Source organism: Paraflavitalea sp. (assembly GCF_059502485.1).
Window position 1 is genome coordinate 192246 of record NZ_JCACET010000010.1, and the last position, 18880, is coordinate 211125.

At 47.6% G+C, this 18880-nt stretch carries 12 protein-coding genes; 2 read left to right on the forward strand and 10 right to left on the reverse strand.

Annotated features, from left to right (window positions below; genetic code table 11):
• Nucleotides 1–31: 31 nt before the first annotated feature.
• The 3 genes from AC5JBY_RS18040 to AC5JBY_RS18050 form a co-directional block, all read right to left on the reverse strand.
• Entirely contained in the window at nucleotides 32–2407 is a 2376-nt protein-coding gene (locus AC5JBY_RS18040; RefSeq protein WP_495906029.1) for a TonB-dependent receptor, read from the reverse strand.
• Between the two features lie 216 nt (nucleotides 2408–2623).
• On the reverse strand, nucleotides 2624–3355 hold the full coding sequence (locus tag AC5JBY_RS18045; protein ID WP_495906030.1) for a LytR/AlgR family response regulator transcription factor: 732 nt from the start codon (nucleotides 3353–3355) through the stop codon (nucleotides 2624–2626).
• Nucleotides 3333–4367: a sensor histidine kinase gene (locus AC5JBY_RS18050; RefSeq protein WP_495906031.1), complete on the reverse strand. Its 1035-nt coding sequence runs from the start codon at nucleotides 4365–4367 to the stop codon at nucleotides 3333–3335. The genes AC5JBY_RS18045 and AC5JBY_RS18050 overlap by 23 nt, the downstream gene beginning before the upstream one ends.
• A gap of 231 nt (nucleotides 4368–4598) precedes the next feature.
• Here AC5JBY_RS18050 and AC5JBY_RS18055 point away from each other — a divergent pair, with 231 nt between their 5' ends.
• The gene (locus tag AC5JBY_RS18055) at nucleotides 4599–6626 is read left to right on the forward strand and encodes a hypothetical protein (RefSeq protein ID WP_495906032.1); all 2028 of its coding nucleotides are present in this window, start codon (nucleotides 4599–4601) and stop codon (nucleotides 6624–6626) included.
• A 97-nt stretch (nucleotides 6627–6723) separates the two neighbouring features.
• Here AC5JBY_RS18055 and AC5JBY_RS18060 read toward each other — a convergent pair whose 3' ends face one another.
• The 5 genes from AC5JBY_RS18060 to AC5JBY_RS18080 form a co-directional block, all read right to left on the reverse strand.
• The gene (locus AC5JBY_RS18060; protein WP_495906033.1) at nucleotides 6724–7314 is read right to left on the reverse strand and encodes a nitroreductase family protein; all 591 of its coding nucleotides are present in this window, start codon (nucleotides 7312–7314) and stop codon (nucleotides 6724–6726) included.
• A gap of 179 nt (nucleotides 7315–7493) precedes the next feature.
• On the reverse strand, nucleotides 7494–8765 hold the full coding sequence (locus tag AC5JBY_RS18065; protein ID WP_495906034.1) for a retropepsin-like aspartic protease family protein: 1272 nt from the start codon (nucleotides 8763–8765) through the stop codon (nucleotides 7494–7496).
• 172 nt (nucleotides 8766–8937) lie between these two features.
• The gene (locus tag AC5JBY_RS18070; RefSeq protein ID WP_495906035.1) at nucleotides 8938–11502 is read right to left on the reverse strand and encodes a TonB-dependent receptor; all 2565 of its coding nucleotides are present in this window, start codon (nucleotides 11500–11502) and stop codon (nucleotides 8938–8940) included.
• A gap of 313 nt (nucleotides 11503–11815) precedes the next feature.
• Nucleotides 11816–13945 carry an elongation factor G2 gene (gene fusA2 / locus AC5JBY_RS18075; protein ID WP_495906036.1) on the reverse strand — a complete coding sequence of 710 codons (2130 nt, stop codon included), beginning with the start codon at nucleotides 13943–13945 and terminating at the stop codon, nucleotides 11816–11818.
• 204 nt (nucleotides 13946–14149) lie between these two features.
• Nucleotides 14150–14521, reverse strand: a complete 372-nt coding sequence (locus tag AC5JBY_RS18080) for a hypothetical protein (protein WP_495906037.1) — start codon at nucleotides 14519–14521, stop codon at nucleotides 14150–14152.
• A 357-nt stretch (nucleotides 14522–14878) separates the two neighbouring features.
• On the opposite strand from AC5JBY_RS18080, the gene dnaG reads away from it, so the two are divergent.
• Nucleotides 14879–16810: a DNA primase gene (gene dnaG / locus AC5JBY_RS18085; RefSeq protein WP_495906038.1), complete on the forward strand. Its 1932-nt coding sequence runs from the start codon at nucleotides 14879–14881 to the stop codon at nucleotides 16808–16810.
• Nucleotides 16811–17209: 399 nt separating this feature from the next.
• Here dnaG and AC5JBY_RS18090 read toward each other — a convergent pair whose 3' ends face one another.
• Nucleotides 17210–17974, reverse strand: a complete 765-nt coding sequence (locus AC5JBY_RS18090; protein ID WP_495906039.1) for a hypothetical protein — start codon at nucleotides 17972–17974, stop codon at nucleotides 17210–17212.
• Entirely contained in the window at nucleotides 17971–18783 is an 813-nt protein-coding gene (locus tag AC5JBY_RS18095; RefSeq protein ID WP_495906040.1) for a DNA alkylation repair protein, read from the reverse strand. Before AC5JBY_RS18095 ends, AC5JBY_RS18090 begins: the two co-directional genes overlap by 4 nt.
• Between the last annotated feature and the right edge of the window lie 97 nt (nucleotides 18784–18880).

Here is an 18880-nt window from a genome sequence, read left to right on the forward strand (position 1 = left end):
GTCGTACCCGGGCCGGATGGTTCTGCTCTTCTTAAAACTGTAGTCGATACAGTATGTCCGGGAAAAAGCCTACCTGGTTTACAATGCCTACCTGTTTGAGTACACGGTTGTAGCGCTGCACAAAAACATTTTCTCTATTGGTCACGTTCTGAATGTCTAAGTAAAAGGTGTGCGACAGCTTACGTTTCGGACTGTTGAGCCGGATACCGAAACGGGTGTCGAACCGCATGTAATTGGAAAACTGCTGATCATTGTACCGGCTCTCATCCAACTGCTCATAGCCGGTGGAATTTGAACGGGCGATATCGATGGGTGTATAATAACGTCCGCCGGACTGCGTAAGCTTGATATCGATGGTAAAAGCATTGCGACCATCGCGTCCCATCTTCCATTCCCGGCCTGCCAGTATGTTGAACACAGCCTTGTTGTTGAAAGTGGTGTTCCGCTCGATACCATCACTGCCTTTGTATTTCGCATCAAAGATCGACGCGGTAGTAAGCAGGTAGAAACCTCTGCTGAAAAACTTCTCTACCGTCAACTCGATACCAGTATTGGTACCCGTACCGCCATTCACCAGTCCTGCCTTTTCGGGGAAAGTAAAGTCAGCGCCACTGTTCAGTACAGAGAAGCCACTGGGCGTGCGCTCTACCGGTGCATTGGAAATGGACTGATGATACGCTTCTGCTTTCAGGCGCCAGTCGCGGGCAAAGGCCCAATCATAACCCAGCACGTAGTGGTTCGCCCGTGTGAAATCGAGGTCCCTGTTTGACTGATCATACGTACCATCCGGTTTTCTTTCCTGGTACATGTATACCGGCAAAGGCTGTTGCTGGTGGTGCATACCATAACTCAATGTGAGCGTCTGGTTGTTGGCCAATGCATAGCTCAAAGAAGCACGGGGCTCTATGGCCGATGTTTCATTCAAGCCATACCAGATGCCATGCAAGCCGGCATTGAGTGACAGTTTTTCCGTAAAGCGGTATTTGCCCTGTACATAAGGCTGCACCAGCCAGGCACTGCCATCATAATCCCGGATAGTTTCCCAATCAGGTCTGTCTTCCCGGGTTTCTACTTTTGTATCCAGCCCGATCAATTCGGCCAATACGCCTCCACGCATCGTGAAGCGGGTATTTATCTTGGAGTTGATGAAAGAGGATAAACGAAAGCCTGTGTTAACGTTAGAGGCATTGGTATTAAGCCGCCTGACAGGGTCTCCTTCATTATATTTATATACTTCTCCATCGTTGCTGGTATAGGAATAAGACACCAGCGTACGCAGGTAACTATTGCTGCCAATATCAAGCGTATGCTTCAACCCCACGACACCAATGCGGGATTTGTAATAGGTATCTTCATCTTTATTGCCAAAGATATCGGTGGAGTCGAGATCGGCGCCAATCATGTCGATGGAGCTGGTGCCACCCATACCGAAGAGACTGAACTTGCCCAGTTTGGATTTGGCAAAGTTGAGGTGGAAGATCACATCCTGGTATTTAGGAACGGCTTCAGTTCCGATGTCGAAACCAAGTGAATTGCCGATCTGTGCAAATGAATAACGGTAACCTATAAGAAAGGATGAGCCATTTTTCTTTTTACTTAAAGGGCCTTCCAGCATCGCTTCCAGGCCACTGAACATGTTGAGCTGGATCGTCTTTTCAAACTTATCCTTGTTACCGGTACGCAGGCCGATATCGAACACGGCGCCGGTAGCATTGCCATATTCTGCCGGGAATGCACCGGTATAGAAATCGGAGTTCTTCAGGGCGTTGGTGTTCAATGCGCTTACCGGACCGCCTGTTGTACCCAACGTTGAAAAGTGATTAGGGTTGGGAATGGGGATACCTTCCATGCGCCACAGAACGGCGGTGGGTGAATTGCCCCGTACCACAATGTCGTTGCGCGAATCATTGGTGTTGGCTACACCGGCAAAGTTGCTCGCCAGTTTAGCCGGGTCATTACGTCCACCGGCATACCGGGTCACATCATCCATACTAAAGGAGCGGGAACTGCTGCCGGCAAATTCATTGGAAGCGGCTCCTTTTCTTGTTCTGCCGGCGGTAACCGTTACCGTATTCAGTGCAGCGATCTGCTGGTCGAGCGGAATATCAAGGATCACCTGCTTACCGGCGGTGACCAGTACTTCAGGGATGGTGACGGTTTTGTATCCCACATAGGTGAAGGATACCTGGTGACGGCCCAGTGGCACAGACGCCAGCACGAAGCGTCCGAGCGAATCGGTGGTAGCCCCGATGCGGATGCCCACAATGCTGATGGATACATTGGGCAGCGGACGTTCTGATGCTTTGTCTATCACAGTACCAGTCACTGTTTGTGTGTTTTGTGCAAGGGTGTTCAAGCTGCTGATGATGCCTGTCAGCAACAGCAGGGCGACAAGTGAATATTTCATAATTAGGTTGTGTTACTGGTATAAAATTGCCGCGTAACCCTTGCGTGTAAAAACGAAGTATACCAGTTTCAACAACTATGCGACGTAACTCGTGTATGTGTAGACAACGCAAAAATGCAATACCCCTATGGGAGGAAAAGGTATTAGCTTTTAGGTGTTAGCTATTAGTCATTAGCTTTTAGCTAAATGCTAACGCCTAACAGCTAATGCCTGCATTCAAATGAGTTTCTGTGGATCGATGATGCGGAAGAGATCATCACGGTAGGAATCACTGATGGGTATAATGTGCTGTTGTATGTAAATGCGGTTCTTACGAATGGAAGTTATCTTGTCGACGGAGATGATGTAGGATTTGTGAATGCGTATGAACCTGTTGACCGGTAGCTTCTCCGCCAATGCTTTCATGGGCAGGCGCGTGATCACCGGTCTGTCGGCACCCTGGAGGTAGATCTTGATGTAGTCTTTCAATCCTTCGATGAGATAGATATGGTTGACCTCGATCTTTACCAGGTTATATTCCACATTGACAAAGAAGTAATCGGCTGTGGCAGGGACTGCTGATGATGTTGGCGCACTGTTCCTGAGCGCATGGTATTCGGCCGCTTTATTTACTGCTTTCAGAAAACGGTCGAAGGCTACCGGCTTTACGAGGTAATCCAATACATCCAGCTCAAAGCCATCCAACGCATATTTCTTATAGGCTGTTACAAAGATGACCATGGGCCGGGAAGCCATGCCCGAAAGGCTTTGCAGGAACTGGGTGCCGGTGATGCCCCCCATTTGTATGTCGAGGAAGATAAGATCAACCGGCTCACGCAGCATAATATCCATGGCCTCATAGGCATTGTAGCAGCGGCCCACCAACTGCAGGAAAGGAATGCGGCGGATATTATCTTCCAGCAATTCCAGCGACAACATCTCATCATCAACAGCCAGGCACCTGATCATGCATGTTTAGTTTAAGTGAAGCCTTGAAGTATGTACCATTTTTCATGGCGTGCAACGTATGCTTTTGTGGATACAGCAGTTTCAGCCGCCGCTCCAGGTTCACCAGCCCGATACCGGAAGTTTTGTCCTTTGTTTCTGTAGTGACATCATTGTATTTATTCTTTACAAATAGCTCCAACGCATCTTTCTCCACCTGCAGTTTAATATCGATCTCTGGATCATTGATCATGCCAATGCCATGTTTGAAGGCGTTTTCAATCAGGGGTATCAGCAGCATGGGCTCTATACAAGGATCAGTGGGCAGTGGCTTGTTCACTGTGAACATGATCTTCACGTTGTGCCCAAAGCGGAGGGTTTGCAGGTCGATATAGCTCTGTATATAATCGATCTCTTTGGAGAGGTTTACCTTTTCTTCGTCCGACTCATAGAGCATGTAGTGCATAAGATTGCTCAACTCAATCAATGCCGGTTCCAGCTTGTCGCTTTTCTTGCGGGCCAGGGCCACCATGCTGTTGAGGGTATTGAACATGAAGTGGGGGCTCACCTGCGAACGCAGGAAGGACAGCTCCATCGACATGCTTTCTTTTTGCTGGCTCTCCTGCTTCATTACTTCCAGAATAAACCGGTAGGCAGTGCCGGAACCCATTACAAACAGCACGATAAAGAACTTGGTGACCATGTGGGCCCAGATGAAGGGTGTAGGCGTGACTGCAAACAAGTGCGTAGTCCAGCCGGAAACCAGGGCGATGAATATACAGATGCCGATCGTGAGCGACAGATAAGTAACTATTTGCCTCCTGATTAAATATTTGTATAACCAATAAGCACTGGTATAACAGGCAATGGTGGCCATACCCGTCATAATGAAGATGGGAATATTGTAAAAAGTGTGCTGGGTATTGGGGTTATGAGACTCTTTCAGGGGCATGAGAAAGGTGGGCACCAGTACTATCAATGTGGTAAAGAGTACGTGCAGCAAGATGTTCACCAACCGTTTGCGGGATATTTGCATAGCTTGTTACAAAAGTACCCTTTTCGGAGGAGTAACAAGGGCGGGATGACCATGTGGGGCATTGTTGCGACAACATGACCTTTTGTGCCGACGAAACGGTGGACAGCCAGGCAATTTTTTGCTTTATGGTAACAAATGAAGCGGGTCTGGGTTATTGACAACCAACAGAAAGTAGGATATATTTGCCCTGCCTCCCATTAGACACATCGAACATATTATTAATATCAACTAATGAAGCTCAAGCATTATTACCTTATTCTTTTGGTTTGCACCACGGCCTGCAGCGCCGAATCTCCCGACGAACGTACTCCTCCCGCCGGTACCCACAAGATCAATATTTTGTCGGGTCGTGACCTTTGGAACATCACTGCCCGGAAAAACCCTGAGCTGATATTTGACAACAGCATCGATGAGCAAAGCCGGATGGACCAGGAACAATACATTGGTAATGACCTGGCCAGGCCCATGGTATTCTTTATTTCCCTGGGTGATAGCTGCTATACTAAACTGTCGCTCGATTATTACAATGGTTATGGCGATAGCAAATGGAAGATTACTGCCTACGATAGTAACCGGGTACAGAAGGGTGAATACAGCTTTGGCGGTGGCCATAAAACCTGGAGTCTTTTACAGGAAGGGCTAAATGCGATTGCCTCCCCTATCCGCTTTCTCCGGTTCGAGACTGGTGATCCATCTTCCGATGTGCGTGAGATCCGTATTTACGGTAATGCCGTGGCACGCTGCTCACCCATAGCGCCTGTAGTAGCGCCCGTACAGCTCGCCGATCCCGGCATCACCTTCCAGGGTGGTTCAGCCATCGCCGGCAAGGATGTGAACTATATGAAGCTAAGCAATGGCCTGCCTTTGTATGGTTCTTTCCGCTCTCCTTCCAACGTATTCTATTGGGCGCATGATTTGAAATCTTCTGTAGACAAGCAGGAGTTTGAGATCGACAAGTGGGGCGATTTCGATAAGAACACATTGAGTTTTCATAAGAAGAATGGTACGCCGGTGATGTTGTATATCAATGGCGCCAATGTGAAAACGGTGAACAGCCTGAAGGCTACCGATGATTATAATACTTTCACGCAAAGTAATGGGTTTAAGGATATGCCTCCCGGCGCTGACAGTACCGCTTATGAACCCTGGACCAAGAGCCATGCGCGGATGTGGAAGATGGTAGCGCACCTGTGGGCCAGCAATCCCAATTCCCAATTAAAAGGTTACCGAGTGTATGGTAGTACCAATCCTAATCTTACACCCGGCCAGGATAAGATCAAAGTATTTGAGATCGGTAATGAGGATGATAAAACCTGGATGGGGCTTACGGCTTATCACTCGCCGTTGGTGCAATTCCAAAAGCTCAAAGCTGCCTGGGATTCTATTAAGTCAGTAGACCCGAAAGCGAAAGTATACCTCGGCGCCTGCCTCAGTCCCGATACCGTTCGCTGGAAAGCCATGTACTTCCTTAATTACTGGATGTATCCCGGTCAGCCTTTCCCGGCTGATGGTTTTTGCTACAACCAGTACATTAATAATATGTATGGCGGACAAAGCCACCATACCAATGCAGATGCTGTGAGCCCTGAGCAGTTCAAGGTCACTGAAAAGATAAAGGCATATAAAACTTTCCGGGATCACTATTTCCCCGGTAAAGGTTTGCGCTGGACGGAGATCGGCTATGCAGTTGGTAACAGTGATTATAATGTTCGTTCTGTTCCCGGTTTTGATGATACAGTAGTGACCGCCAACTTCATGGTACGTACGCTGGAACGTGCGGCCGCTGTGCCCAATGGTCTGGAAGCTGTTTATAATTACTTCCATACCTCTGACGGCTCAGGTGTATTCGCTTCCATGTTTATGGTAGTTGAACAGTTTGAGGCAAAAACGTATGCTTATACAGGCTCACACAGGATGCCCATCTGGTGGTGGTATGCCACGCGTATGAATGTGCTGCACGATTACAAAGGCTGGTCGACCATGGTGAAGGATGGCGACAGCACTGGTGTAACTGTAACGAAGTATGATCATAAGAGCAATCCCAAACTGAAAGTATACTATATAGTGCGCGGTACTTATAATGGTACTACCTCCGCCAACTACAAAGTGAGTGTAGGCAAGGCTACGAAAGCTACGCTCGTTACCATGACCATTGGAAAAGAAGAGGGAACACAGACAGAGTTGCCGGTGAAAAACGGAGAGGTAGTAGTGCCTTCTGTTAATGAGGGGCCACAGTATATAATAGCATCTGAACCATGATGATCATGATTTATTGGATATAAAACTATATTCCATATAATAAAAAGACCTGAGCAGTTGACACTGCTCAGGTCTTTTCGTTTTAGTCTTTTATCGGCTATTTTACCCAAGTTACTTTGTCTTGTATACTTCCGCGCTTTCCATCGGTGGAGGGAACTTTTATGTACCCGAGGTAAAAGAAGCCCATGAACAGATCATCAGGGCCAAGGTTGAAGAGTGTCTTGGCTTCTTCTATAAAGGTGATGCCCCCTGTGCTCCAGTAGCCACCAACACCATAGGCATTTGCAGTGAGGTATATGTTCTGTACGGCGCAACTCACGGCTGCTATTTCTTCCATTTCCGGGATGCCTTCATGGCGCTTCATGCCAATGGCAATGATGTGTGAAGCCAGCAAGGGCATGTTGAGCATTTGCTCGTACTTCGGTTGCTTGAACTTAGCGCCTGCAAATTCTTTGTAGATAGCGGCTTGTTGTGTGGCCAGTGTTTTCAACCCTTCTCCGCTAAACACGGTAAAGCGCCAGGGCTCGGTGAATTTGTGGGTAGGCGCCCAGTTGGCGTTTTCCAGTATCTGCCAGATGATTTCATCGGGGATGACTTTACCGGGCTCAAATTGCTGGGTAAATACGCTGCGACGGGTACGGATCACCTGGTTGATCAGGGCCGGTGTGGATGTTATTGATTCGATCATTAGTATTTGTTTTAGGGCACAAGTACCCTACGCACAAAGCCGTGCTGCATACTTGCGCCAGCAGCAAATATAGAATACGAATCTCTTGGAAGATTACGAATTAAGGAAAGACCACTTTGGGCTAAAGCCCAATAAAACAGCGCTTTTTATCCCGGCCCTAAAGGGCCGGGCAATTCCCGTTACTGCACAAAGTCTACATACATGTAGCGGAAGTTGATGACCAGCTCTTTGAACTGTGACATTACATCCTGTCCGAGGTTGCCGTAATAGTAGCGGTCTTTGCTGTTGCTATTGGTTGTTTTTACGCCCAGGTCAGGAATGGAAAGGGACTGACCGCCGATGGCGAATACTGTGGTGGGGACCCGCCATGCTTTGGAAGTAGTGTATCCTCCTGCCCCACCCTGCTGCATATCATACATTTTTCCGGTGGCTTCTATGGTGGCTTTGTATTGATTATAGAATGGCTGGTTAAGGTCGGTGGATTGTGCGCCTGTGTCGAAGGTGAATGCCAGCTTATCTTTGTTTACCGCGATCTGAATAACTGGTGTCAATTCATCCATTCCAAAATTGTGGAGTGGTTTATTGGTTGCTTCCGCTGGTATGGTGATGAAGCCTGTTTTATCGATGCGCACTTCCTGTAATTGTTCGATCACCGGAAAACCGATGATGCCATTGATCTTGTAAGCACCGCCTGCAAAGGTCAACACGCTATCGGGGAATACAATGAATACTACGTTCTCCACTTCCACCTCTCCGATGCGCATGGATTTGGCAACACCCAGTTTTGCATCTACGTCAATGCCGGTAATGGCCTTTACTTTGAATATCACATTCATCACATCCAGTCCGGCTTTTGCAGCATAGCTTTCCGTGATCACCGACAGGTTGGCGCCGGTGTCGAATACAAAGTCGAAGGTACTGTCCCTGAACTGTACCGGCACATTGATCAGTTTCGCCAGGTCGCGCTTCCAGGCAACGCGGCTGCCTTTACGGATGGTTGTACGCTGGGCGGGTACTTTTTCCAGCCCTTTCCAGATGATATCTGAATTGACGATATCTTTCTTGTCTTCCTCTGTGAGCGTATGTCCATATTTGGACAGGAGTAATTCACTGGCAATATGGGCCTGCTTATATTCATAGAGCTTGACATGGTTGTCGATCTTTTTGCCCAGGAGCCTGCCCAGTTCTTTATCGGTAAGCTTGTTGGAATATTTCTTCAGCAACAGGTCTATGTCTTTATTGGAAGCGGACAGCTCATGAAAGAAGTTATGGACGAAGGCCTGGAAGTATAGTTTACGGTGTTCGGGCAACTGTTCTTCCTGTGGATTGGCCAGTGCTTCGCGCAGCTCGAAGAAGTGACGCTGCTCCAGCAGGCTGTCAAGAGAAGTTCGGGGCGCGGCGTGCAGGGTAAAGGTGACCAATAATACCACTGCTACTATGAATACTCTCATAAATAAAGGTTGAAGTTGCAAAGTAGTAGCAATCTTCAACCTTTTATTAGTTAAGGAAGTGTGAAATGCAGAAATGCAAGCATGAAATGAGTAATTGGGCTAAAGCCCGGAATCACTTAGTAGATTTTACCCCGGCCCTAAAGGGACCGGGCAATACTAATACAGCTATGTATTAACCGCGATCTCCTCCGCCATCACCACCTTCTTCGTTGTTGTTGCGGTTGTTGCGCTTGAAGAGGTTGAGGTCGGCTTTACCGAACTTGTAGGTAAAGGTGATACGGAAGTTGCGCACGTTACGACGGCGGTAAGAATCCTGGTAGAAGTTTTCCGTGTCGTAAATAGTACCCCAGCGGTTGGTATTGAACACGTCGTTCACGCTGAAGGTAAGGGTGCCTTTGTTGCCTTTCAGGAAGTCTTTCCTAAAGGCGGCGTCTACACTGTATTGTGCTTTCCGCTTGCCCTGTGGCAATACCTGTGGTGATTCGTATTCGCCAATGGTTTGCAGGCTGAGCTTGTCGAATATTTTAGACTTGCTGTTTATCCGGTAGTTAACGATCAATTTGCTTTCCCAGTTGAACCCTTCATTGCTGAGGTCCACTTTGTCCAGTTTCGCATTTACTTTGGTATACTGGAGGTTGAAGGTAGGCGTAAAGTCGAAGTTCTTGCCGATCTTCTGTTGAAGGGTCAACTCACTGCCCCATACGTTTTCGGTATTGGCATTGATGAACGTATTGAGAATCGCATTGGGGTCAACCGCCGCGTTGTTCAACTGCTCATATTGCTGCTGGGAAAGTGTGTCGCTGAACTGGGTGATCTGCCCTTGTGTGTTGCGATAGTATACCACACCAAGGAAACTGCCAGATCCGTACGATTTATTGTAATTGAATTCAAATGAGCTGGTGAACTGGGGTTTCAGTCCGGGGTTTCCCTGGCGCAGGTTCAAAGGATCGTTGATATCCACAAAGGGATTCAGTTGCCAAAAGTTGGGACGGCGTATCCGGCGGGTATAGTTTACCTGGATATCTTCTCCTTCATTCAATGTTTTTGTAATGAAGATGCTGGGGAATAAGGCATCGAATATATTATCCAGCTTCTCAGGATATTTGTATCCAAACTTTTTAGCGCTGTCTATCAACTCTCCGTCGAACTGTGATTGTTCTGCGCGCAGACCGAGTTGGTATCCAATGTCACCCAATTTACTGCTATAGGTCACATAAGCAGCATTGACAATCTCGCGGTATTTGTAGTTATTGCTCAACGACAGTTTTGTCTCTGCTCCATTGGCTACTGAAAATGCATTGAAGACGCTGCGGTAATTATTGATATAAGTACGTACACCGGTCTCGAATTTGGTATGCTCGCCGCTTGGATCTGTATAATCGACTTGTATAGTAACCTGGTCATTATCGTTGTTACCATCGTTGCGCACTACATTGGGATTGGCAGCAGGTGTGCCATCGGGATTGTAATAGGAGTTGATGATATTGGAACGGTCGTTACCACTGCCTCTGTTGTAATTGATATCAGCATTCAGTTCTTTACCTGCTTCAGCAAATTTATGTTTGTACAATAACTGTGTACTGCTTCTTTGGTTGTTACCAATGCTATTGGTAATGCGGTCACCGTATTGGGTTAAGTTATGGCCGAGGTCCCGGTATTGCTGATCCTGTGTTTCGTCATTCGTATTGTTGCCGCTTACAAAGTTTTGGGAGATCGTAAAGGTGTTGCGGTTGTCCATGAAGTAATCCACTCCAAAACGAACGGAACCAAACTTACGGAAACGGTCTGATGAGGAGCGCTGGTTGAAATAATCCTGCAGGCTACCGCCTACTTTGTTCTGGCGGAATGATTCGCTTTTGGCAATGCCTCCTGACTGGTTGTAGTTGCCACTGACAAAGAAGTTGAACTTATTCTGGCGCAGGTTGAGCGTGAGGTTGCCGTTGAGGATATCGGGATAACCGGCGCCAACGGAAGCCAGTCCATTTAGTCCCAGTTTTTTATTCTTCTTCAGGATCACATTGATCACGCCTCCTGTGCTGGCTGCATCGAACTTGGCAGAGGGGTTGGTGATCAGCTCCACTCTTTCAATATTATCAGCAGGGATTTGATCGAGGGTCAGGATCGTGGGGCGACCATCTACAAATATCTGGGGTGTGCTGTTGCGCAGGGTAACGTTGCCATCTACGTCTACTCCCACAGAGGGGATATTCTTCATCACATCCACTGCGGTACCGCCGGAGGCTGTGAGGCTTTTATCTACATCAAAGAATTTGCGGTCGATGCCCATCTGCAGGGCCGGCCTCTGGCCAGTCACCGTCACTACATCGAGGGTATTGGCGTCCTGTTCCAGCTTGATGTTGCCGAGGTCCTGCTCTGCCGCGCCTTCGCCAGTTTTGCGGAAGCTGACGGTTTGATCAACGCCTTTGAACCCGATGGCTGTTATGCTGAGGCGGTAATTGCCTTTGATGGGTAGGTTTTCGATGCTGAAATCGCCGTTGGGCTTGGAGAGCATACCGCCGGCGAGGCTATCTTTGTTTTCCCCGGTAATGTCTTTGATGATGATGTAGAGGCGCACTGAAGCGGCTTCTACGCCTTTGTTGCTTTTACCATCTACGATCCTTCCATACAGACGGCCAGTTGACTGACCTCTGGGTTCTCCTCCAGGCGCATTATTTTCCTGTGCGTAAGCATTCACAAACAAACATACGATGGCTATCAGGCTCCCTATCTTTTTCATTACCAGGTAGAAATTATCTTCAATAATTGGTTGACAATGTGTAGCGTACAGATTAGACGCCCGACAGCCGGCATTCTTGCGTGGATATTATTTTGGCTTTGCTTTAACATTTAGGAAAGGCATCGAGGCAATAAGGCAGCAAGGCAACGAGAAAAGGGTGAGCCGCCCTTTGAGGGCGACCCACCCTTTCTAAAAAGAAAATGCAGATTACTTGCTGTTGGCAAATAACCTGCATTTTAAAACACTGGTAAGCACTCATTCAGTAATTGTCGCCGGGTTGAGGGACACTGAATGAAACATTGGCGGAAGCTCCTTATACTTCCTCTTTGGCAAGTCTGTGGTAGTCGTCCTGTAGTTTTTTCTGTATTTCGCCGGGCACAGCGGCATAGTCTTCGAAATGCATACTGAACTTAGCCCTGCCTTGTGTGATGGAGCGCAGGGAGGACGAATAGTCGTGCATTTCGGCCAGCGGTACCTTGGCCATGATCCTGGTAAAATGTCCTTCGCTGTCCATTCCTTCCACGAGGCCACGCCGCGTTTGCAGATCGCCGATCACAGCACCCGTCAGGTCATCGGGGCATAGTATGTCTACATGATAAACAGGCTCCAGTATCTGTGGATCGGCCTGTGCAAAGGCCTGCTTAAAGGCCATCAATCCGGCTATTTTGAAGGAGATATCATTGGAGTCGACCGGGTGCATTTTTCCATCATAGACCGATACGCGCACATCACGCACAAAGGAGCCTGTTTGGGGTCCTTCGTGCATTTTCTCCATCACGCCTTTCAGGATCGAAGGCAGGAAGCGGTTATCGATGGCGCCACCCACAATGCAGTTGTAGTAGACAAGTTTGCCACCCCAATCGAGGGGGTGCTCTTCGCGTCCACGCACGTTTAGTCCCTTGGGATCGGGCATGCCTTCATACCAGGGCTCTATGCGCATGAATACTTCTCCAAACTGGCCGTTGCCACCTGATTGTTTTTTGTGGCGATAGTTCGACTCTGCCATGCGGCGAATGGTTTCACGATATGGTATGCGCGGCCGGGTGAATTTAACTTCTACACCGTGGATATGTTCTATACGCCAGCGGATGACGGAAAGGTGCAGTTCTCCCATGCAATGGATGATCGTCTGCTTCAGCTCCTGTGAAAACTCCACGCGTATGGTGGGGTCTTCTTCCGGCAACTGGTGAAGTGCCTGGCTTAACTTCTCCTCCTCCCCTTTCTTCACCGACTCGATGGCCATACTCATATTGGCCGCCGGGAATACGATGGGTTCTATTTCCAGGTTCTTCCCTTTTTCATGCAGGGTGTTATTGACGTGTGTATTTTTTAGTTTGAGCGTGGCCCCGATATCACCAGCCACCAGCTCCGGCACATTGACGCGCTTGTTGCCTTCGACCACAAATAACTGGTTGAGTTTTTCTGAGACGCCCGTATTTTCATTCACCAGTTCCATCCCGCTCTTAATGGTGCCGGAATAGACCTTGAAGAAGGAAAGTTCTCCCACGTGGGGTTCTGATACTGTTTTATAGACGAAGAGGCAGGCAGGTCCGGAAGCTTCGCAGGGCGGGTTATCCGCATTTTGCTTCGAACGCAGCATTTCATTGGCACTGGGACAAACGTTGTCGATGAATCCCATCAGGCGGCCGCTACCCATATTGCGTTCGGCGGAGAGACAGAATAAAGGAAACAGTTCGTGCCTGATCATGGCTTTTTTCAGCCCTTCTTTCATTTCATCCTCATCGAGCTCTCCTTTCTCGAAATATTTTTCCATCAGCAATTCATCATTGCCTGCCACTGCTTCTACCAACTCGCGGTGCAGCTCTTCTGCTCTTGCTTTTTCTTCATCGGGAATGGGTAGTTTTTCCGGTTTGCCTCCTGCATCGCGGAATTTGTACATGGTCATACGCAGCACATCGATGATGGCATGAAAGCCCGCGCCTTGTTGTTGCGGGTATTGTACTACTACCACTTTATTGCCAAAGTGGTTTTTGGCTTCCTGTACGGTGTTGTCGAAATCGGCATTGTCATCGTCCAGTTTATTAACGGCAAAGATCATGGGTGTTTTGAACTGCTCGGTATAATCCCATATGATATCTGTACCTACTTCTACGCCCATTACGGCGTTGAGTAACATAACGCCTGTGTCGGCCACGCGCAGGGCAGATACCACTTCTCCGACAAAATCGTCGTACCCGGGCGTATCGATGATGTTGATCTTATAGCCACGCCATTTGGTGTGGAGTAAGGTAGAGAAGATAGAATTGCCTCTTTCCTGTTCCAGCTCATGGTAGTCAGAGACGGTGTTACGTTCCTGAACGGAACCGCGGCGGGTAATGAGTCCTGCTTCAAAGAGCATGCATTCCGCCAATGTGGTCTTACCGGTACCGGCATGGCCCAGCAAGACTATGTTTTTTACGTGTGATGTATCAAACTCCGGCATAGCAAAGGTTTTTTAATGTTTTTGTATAGTGCTGCGGAGAATTAAGGGGATAGTAAGTTGTTACGTCTTTGAGACGTAAATATGAGTCACGAGTCTGGAGTCGAGAGTATAGAGTAAAAGACAGAAATTTCCTGTCCAGACTCTGCACTCAGAACGCTGTACTCAGAACTAATTTATAAATGTGGCCCTATATGATGGGCAGCATCACGATCGGATAACGAAATCGCTGTATTCCTGTTTTACTTCCTGTAATGTGTGTTCAAGATGTTGGTACTCGTCAAAGAGGTTTTCGTGGCTGGCAGCGGTGTCTTCATTGATCTGCCCCCGGGCAGTTTCCGCTTCAATCTTACGGGTGTGGGATTTGATGGCGTGCTTGAGGTCGTGGATGTTGATAAGCTGAATGTGGAGCTGGTTGTCGAGGTGATCCACTTCTACGAGGTCTTCTCTTGTTGTTTGGCGGGCAGCTACGTCTATGAGCCGTTGTTTCAGTTGGCCAAACTCATCCCGCCAGGAACGCAATGTCTCCCTCCAGGCATTGCATTCTCTTGAGAGCTGTGCGACATCTGTAATAACCATGGGAGAAAAATTTAGGTGAAGAAATAAAAGAACTGATTAGAACGCGGTAGACTGATTGCTTATGGTTCTACTTCTAAATTAGGAAGATTTGGGGAAAGCGCCGGGAGATTTACATTAAAATTATTCACCGTCCATGCAGGTTTAACAGATGCCGGTTGCAGTTGCCAGTACCGGTCAGAAGTTGCAGGTGACAAGTTACAGGAACAGGGTTCCGGATTAAAGGCTTAGTCTACTGGCCCTTCTTTGGTGTTCTATATTCTGTGTCCGATATTCTTGTTTTTATGTAACTTTTGAACGTCAACAATGAATGCCTTATTTTTGCAACCCTTCTCAAATTTCAAACAATTGTAAATCAACTTGATAAGCCAACAGACCATACAACAGATCTTAAACCGGGTGGACGTAGTGGAGGTAGTGGGCAGCTTTGTAAAGCTGAAGAAGCGGGGCGTGAATTATATCGGGCTGTGTCCTTTTCACAACGAGAAGTCGCCTTCTTTTTCGGTATCCCCTACTAAAGAGATCTATAAGTGTTTTGGCTGCGGCAAAAGCGGCAATTCGATCAGCTTCCTGATGGAGGCCGAGAAGTACTCTTATGTGGAGGCGCTTCGGTGGCTGGCCAATAAGTACAATGTCGAGATCGAGGAAACGGAGATCAGTCCTGAGCTGAAACAGCAGTACCAGGTAGCTGACAGTTTGTATATCATCAACCAGTTTGCCCAACAGTATTTTGCTGATAAATTGTTCAACTCCGAGGAAGGCGAGGATATTGCCATGAGCTACCTCAAGGAGCGGGGCTTCCGGGAAGAGATCATCCGGAAATTCCAGATCGGTTATTGTCTGCAGGAAAGGGATGCTTTTGCCAAAGCGGCTATCGCAGGTCAATACAACCAGGAATACCTTCAAAAGTCGGGATTGATCGTGGTGCGTGATGACCGGGCTTATGACAACTATCGTGGGCGTATCATTTTCCCGATTCATAATCAGAGTGGCAAGGTGTTGGGATTTGGTGCGCGGGTAATCGGTAAAGTAGATCGTGCGCCCAAATACATCAACACGCCGGAGAATGAGATCTATCATAAGAGTAAAATTCTTTACGGTTCTTATTTTGCCCGTCAGGCTATTGACAAGAACGATGAATGTTTGCTGGTGGAAGGTTATACCGATGTGGTATCGCTGCACCAGGCGGGTATCGAGAACGTAGTGGCTTCGGGTGGTACTTCACTTACTCCTGATCAACTGCGGCTGGTGAAGAAGTACACCAAGAATCTGACCATCATTTATGATGGTGATTCGGCCGGTGTAAAGGCTGCGTTGCGCGGGCTTGACCTGGCTATTGAAGAAGGACTCAATGTAAAACTTGTGTTGATCCCGGATAATGAAGACCCGGACAGTTACGTGAATAAGATCGGGGCTGCGCAATTCCAGGATTTTGTAAAGGCGAATAAGAAGGACTTCATCTTATTTCAGGTGGAGATCCTGCTGAAGGATGCCGGCGATGATACCAATAAGAAGGCGGCGCTGGTGAACCAGATCGCCGAGACGATTGCCAAGCTGAACAAGGCTGAAGATTTTACCAAACAGCAGGATTATATACGCCGGTGCTCTGCGCTGCTGCGCATCGATGAGGTGGGCCTGAATACGCTGGTGAACAAGTTCATCCGGGATAAGCTTCAGAAGCAGGAAAGTAAAATGCCGGTGGATGACGGGCAGTTTTATGATGACCAGCCTCCGGTGTTCGTTCCTGAAGAGGATGCCTCCACCTTATTCAACAAGGATGAGATGAATGAGCGCGGGATGGTGCGTTGCCTGCTGGATTATGGTCTGAAGTCCTGGGATGAGAACCGCCGGGTAGCGGATTATATTCTTGAAGAGAGTGTGGACCAGAACATGATCGACAATAAGGAACTGGTGCGCATCATGGAGATCTACAAAGTGTGGTATGATGAAGGGATCGAGCCCGGCCCTAAGAATTTCCTGTATCACGAAGACCAGCAACTGAGTGCTACCGTGGTATCTGTCATGGATTTTGCTTATGAGCTGAGCCCGAAATGGAATGAGCATTTTGATGGAAAGCTTCCCACTACAGATGATATATACCGGGCTGATGTGAAGTCGGCCGTGACCTATCTAAAAATCCGCAAGATCCGTCGCCTGATGGATGAGAACCAGCAGGATATGCAGCGACCTCATACTTCTGAGGAATTACTCGTATTGCTACAAACGCATGTGCACCTGAAGCAAATGGAGCAGGATATGATCAAGAGTAATGGTACGGTGATCTTCAAATAAATAGTGAGCCCTGCTGTTTTTGGTTAAAACTGCTACTTTTCTTTGCACTACTATTTTGATACTCTATGTATACACCATCTATACAGTATCTATACACCATCCATACTCTATCTACACTTAGTTGCTCCCCTGCTCCTATTCGATACTCACTGTAATCATTTCCTGTTTACCTGCTTCTTCTGCTTACTCCTCCACATTGGTGTAAAAGCCTTCTACCCTTTTCTACACTGCTGTCATCGATAGCGACAAGACAAACGTACGGGATACCTGCAGTCTACCCAAGAGAGCGTGACCGTTGTTAGCATTGATGCTCCATTTACTCCTTTTTATTGTATAGTTTTTGGAACGTATTGATTACAAAGCAGTCCTGCGGTCGTTGTCTCTTACTGACTGTCAGGGTTACTTTTTCTCTATATAACGGGTCCCTGAGAGTATAAAAGTCTGGTATTTACCTGAAAAGCCTTCGTTTTCTGTAGCTATGGGATATAGTATTGTTTTCCCTTGGTTCCTGACTTTTATGGTTGGCACCAATTCATCGTCTCCGAACTGATGGGTATCAAACGCAACGAATAACTTGTTTTCTTTCTCCGGAAATACGGCAGGCATCTTTAGCTGGTTGTCCTCGATCCGAAACGCTCTTACTTCCTGCCAGGGGTAAGCGGTTGAGCCCTGGCCGAAACCATGTGCGAGATACACATTTCCTTTTCCGGTAATTATTGTATGTACTGTATCATAATGCATCAGGGTGTTCTCATCACCACTTCGGTCTCCATCGCCTTTCAACAATGTATGTTTTACAGATTGTCCTGTTGCTTTATATAATGCCATGCTGGCAAAATCAATCATGGTGCCTCCCATGCGTGTATCCCACGATATTAGGCATAATTTGTTATCGGCTGACTTTGCTATGTACAGGAAGTCAAAATCCTGTTCATTCACCCATTTAAAGAGTTCCTCTTTATGTTTGGCCAGGAGCTGGATCAGTTTTTTGTTTTCCACTTCCAGGTTATCGGGATCTTTAAACCGGACACTATCTATTCTTCTAAAACACTTTTGTATAGAGGTGCGTACTTGTGCTTTATTTGTAGCAGTTGGAGCAACCTTGGATTGCCCTATTGCACAACAAGTGATGGTCAAGGCTGTGATAAGTAATAGCAGCTTCATTTGTCCATGTAGTTTTTCTTCAGTTTGGTATCGAGGTGTTCGATGGCATAGCGCAGCATGGTGCGGGGCATGGTGGCGGCATGTTTATCGAGGAAACTCAGTAATAATTGCTTGTTTTGTTTACCGGCCTCGCGTATCCAGCCGCCGGTGGCTTTATGGATGAGATCGTGCTGGTCTTTGAGCAGCGTTTCTGCGATCTTAAACGTGTCTTCCAGTTGCCGCTTTCTGATAAAATAGCCAGTGCTTACAATAGCTGTGCGGCGCTCCCATACGTTTTTCGATTTGGCCAGTTTGTACAGGATCGTGCGGGGCTTGTCGAAAAGATAAGCTCCTACTACAAACTGGGCGCTCCTATCGACCAGGTCCCAATTGTTGATCCTGTCATGCCGCCTGATGTAGAGATCGAATAGTTCTTTCTTCTGTGTCTCCGTGGTTTTCTTATCTCTTGCCTGGAAATCCATAATGCTCACTGCTCCTGCCCTTGCTTCATGTATCTTGCTTTCCAGCAGTTTCTCTATTTCTTTCAGGGGCATTTGGATATAGGCTTTGGCCAGGGTAAACACCTCTCCCATGCGTACTCCTATGAATACATCGCCTTCGCCATACTGTCCTTCGCCGGACTTAAAGTAGCGCTGGATCTTTTTGAGTTCTTCGTCGGATACGAGTAATTCCAGTGCTTCGAGGAAGTCTTTGGCTGTGAGGGATTGTACTTTTCCAGCTGGCACCGGTTTCGATTTGGCTGTTGTACTCTTTGTGGTACGTTTGGGAGCAGCTTTTTTAGCTGCTTTTGGCTTGGGCGTAGCACTCATGGCCGTTTTATTTTCTATGTTGTGTGTGCTGTAAGGTATTCATTTTTCCTTACGGGGGCACTATACGCCTCGAACAAAGCTACATCCTTCGCAATTC

Coding starts and splice junctions, on each gene's coding strand:
- AC5JBY_RS18095 (WP_495906040.1), bottom strand. CDS start 18,783: ATGAGTGCTACGCCCAAGCCAAAAGCAGCTAAAAAAGCTGCTCCCAAA.
- fusA2 (WP_495906036.1), bottom strand. CDS start 13,945: ATGCCGGAGTTTGATACATCACACGTAAAAAACATAGTCTTGCTGGGC.
- AC5JBY_RS18080 (WP_495906037.1), bottom strand. CDS start 14,521: ATGGTTATTACAGATGTCGCACAGCTCTCAAGAGAATGCAATGCCTGG.
- AC5JBY_RS18040 (WP_495906029.1), bottom strand. CDS start 2,407: ATGAAATATTCACTTGTCGCCCTGCTGTTGCTGACAGGCATCATCAGC.
- AC5JBY_RS18090 (WP_495906039.1), bottom strand. CDS start 17,974: ATGAAGCTGCTATTACTTATCACAGCCTTGACCATCACTTGTTGTGCA.
- AC5JBY_RS18070 (WP_495906035.1), bottom strand. CDS start 11,502: ATGAAAAAGATAGGGAGCCTGATAGCCATCGTATGTTTGTTTGTGAAT.
- AC5JBY_RS18055 (WP_495906032.1), top strand. CDS start 4,599: ATGAAGCTCAAGCATTATTACCTTATTCTTTTGGTTTGCACCACGGCC.
- AC5JBY_RS18050 (WP_495906031.1), bottom strand. CDS start 4,367: ATGCAAATATCCCGCAAACGGTTGGTGAACATCTTGCTGCACGTACTC.
- AC5JBY_RS18065 (WP_495906034.1), bottom strand. CDS start 8,765: ATGAGAGTATTCATAGTAGCAGTGGTATTATTGGTCACCTTTACCCTG.
- AC5JBY_RS18060 (WP_495906033.1), bottom strand. CDS start 7,314: ATGATCGAATCAATAACATCCACACCGGCCCTGATCAACCAGGTGATC.
- AC5JBY_RS18045 (WP_495906030.1), bottom strand. CDS start 3,355: ATGATCAGGTGCCTGGCTGTTGATGATGAGATGTTGTCGCTGGAATTG.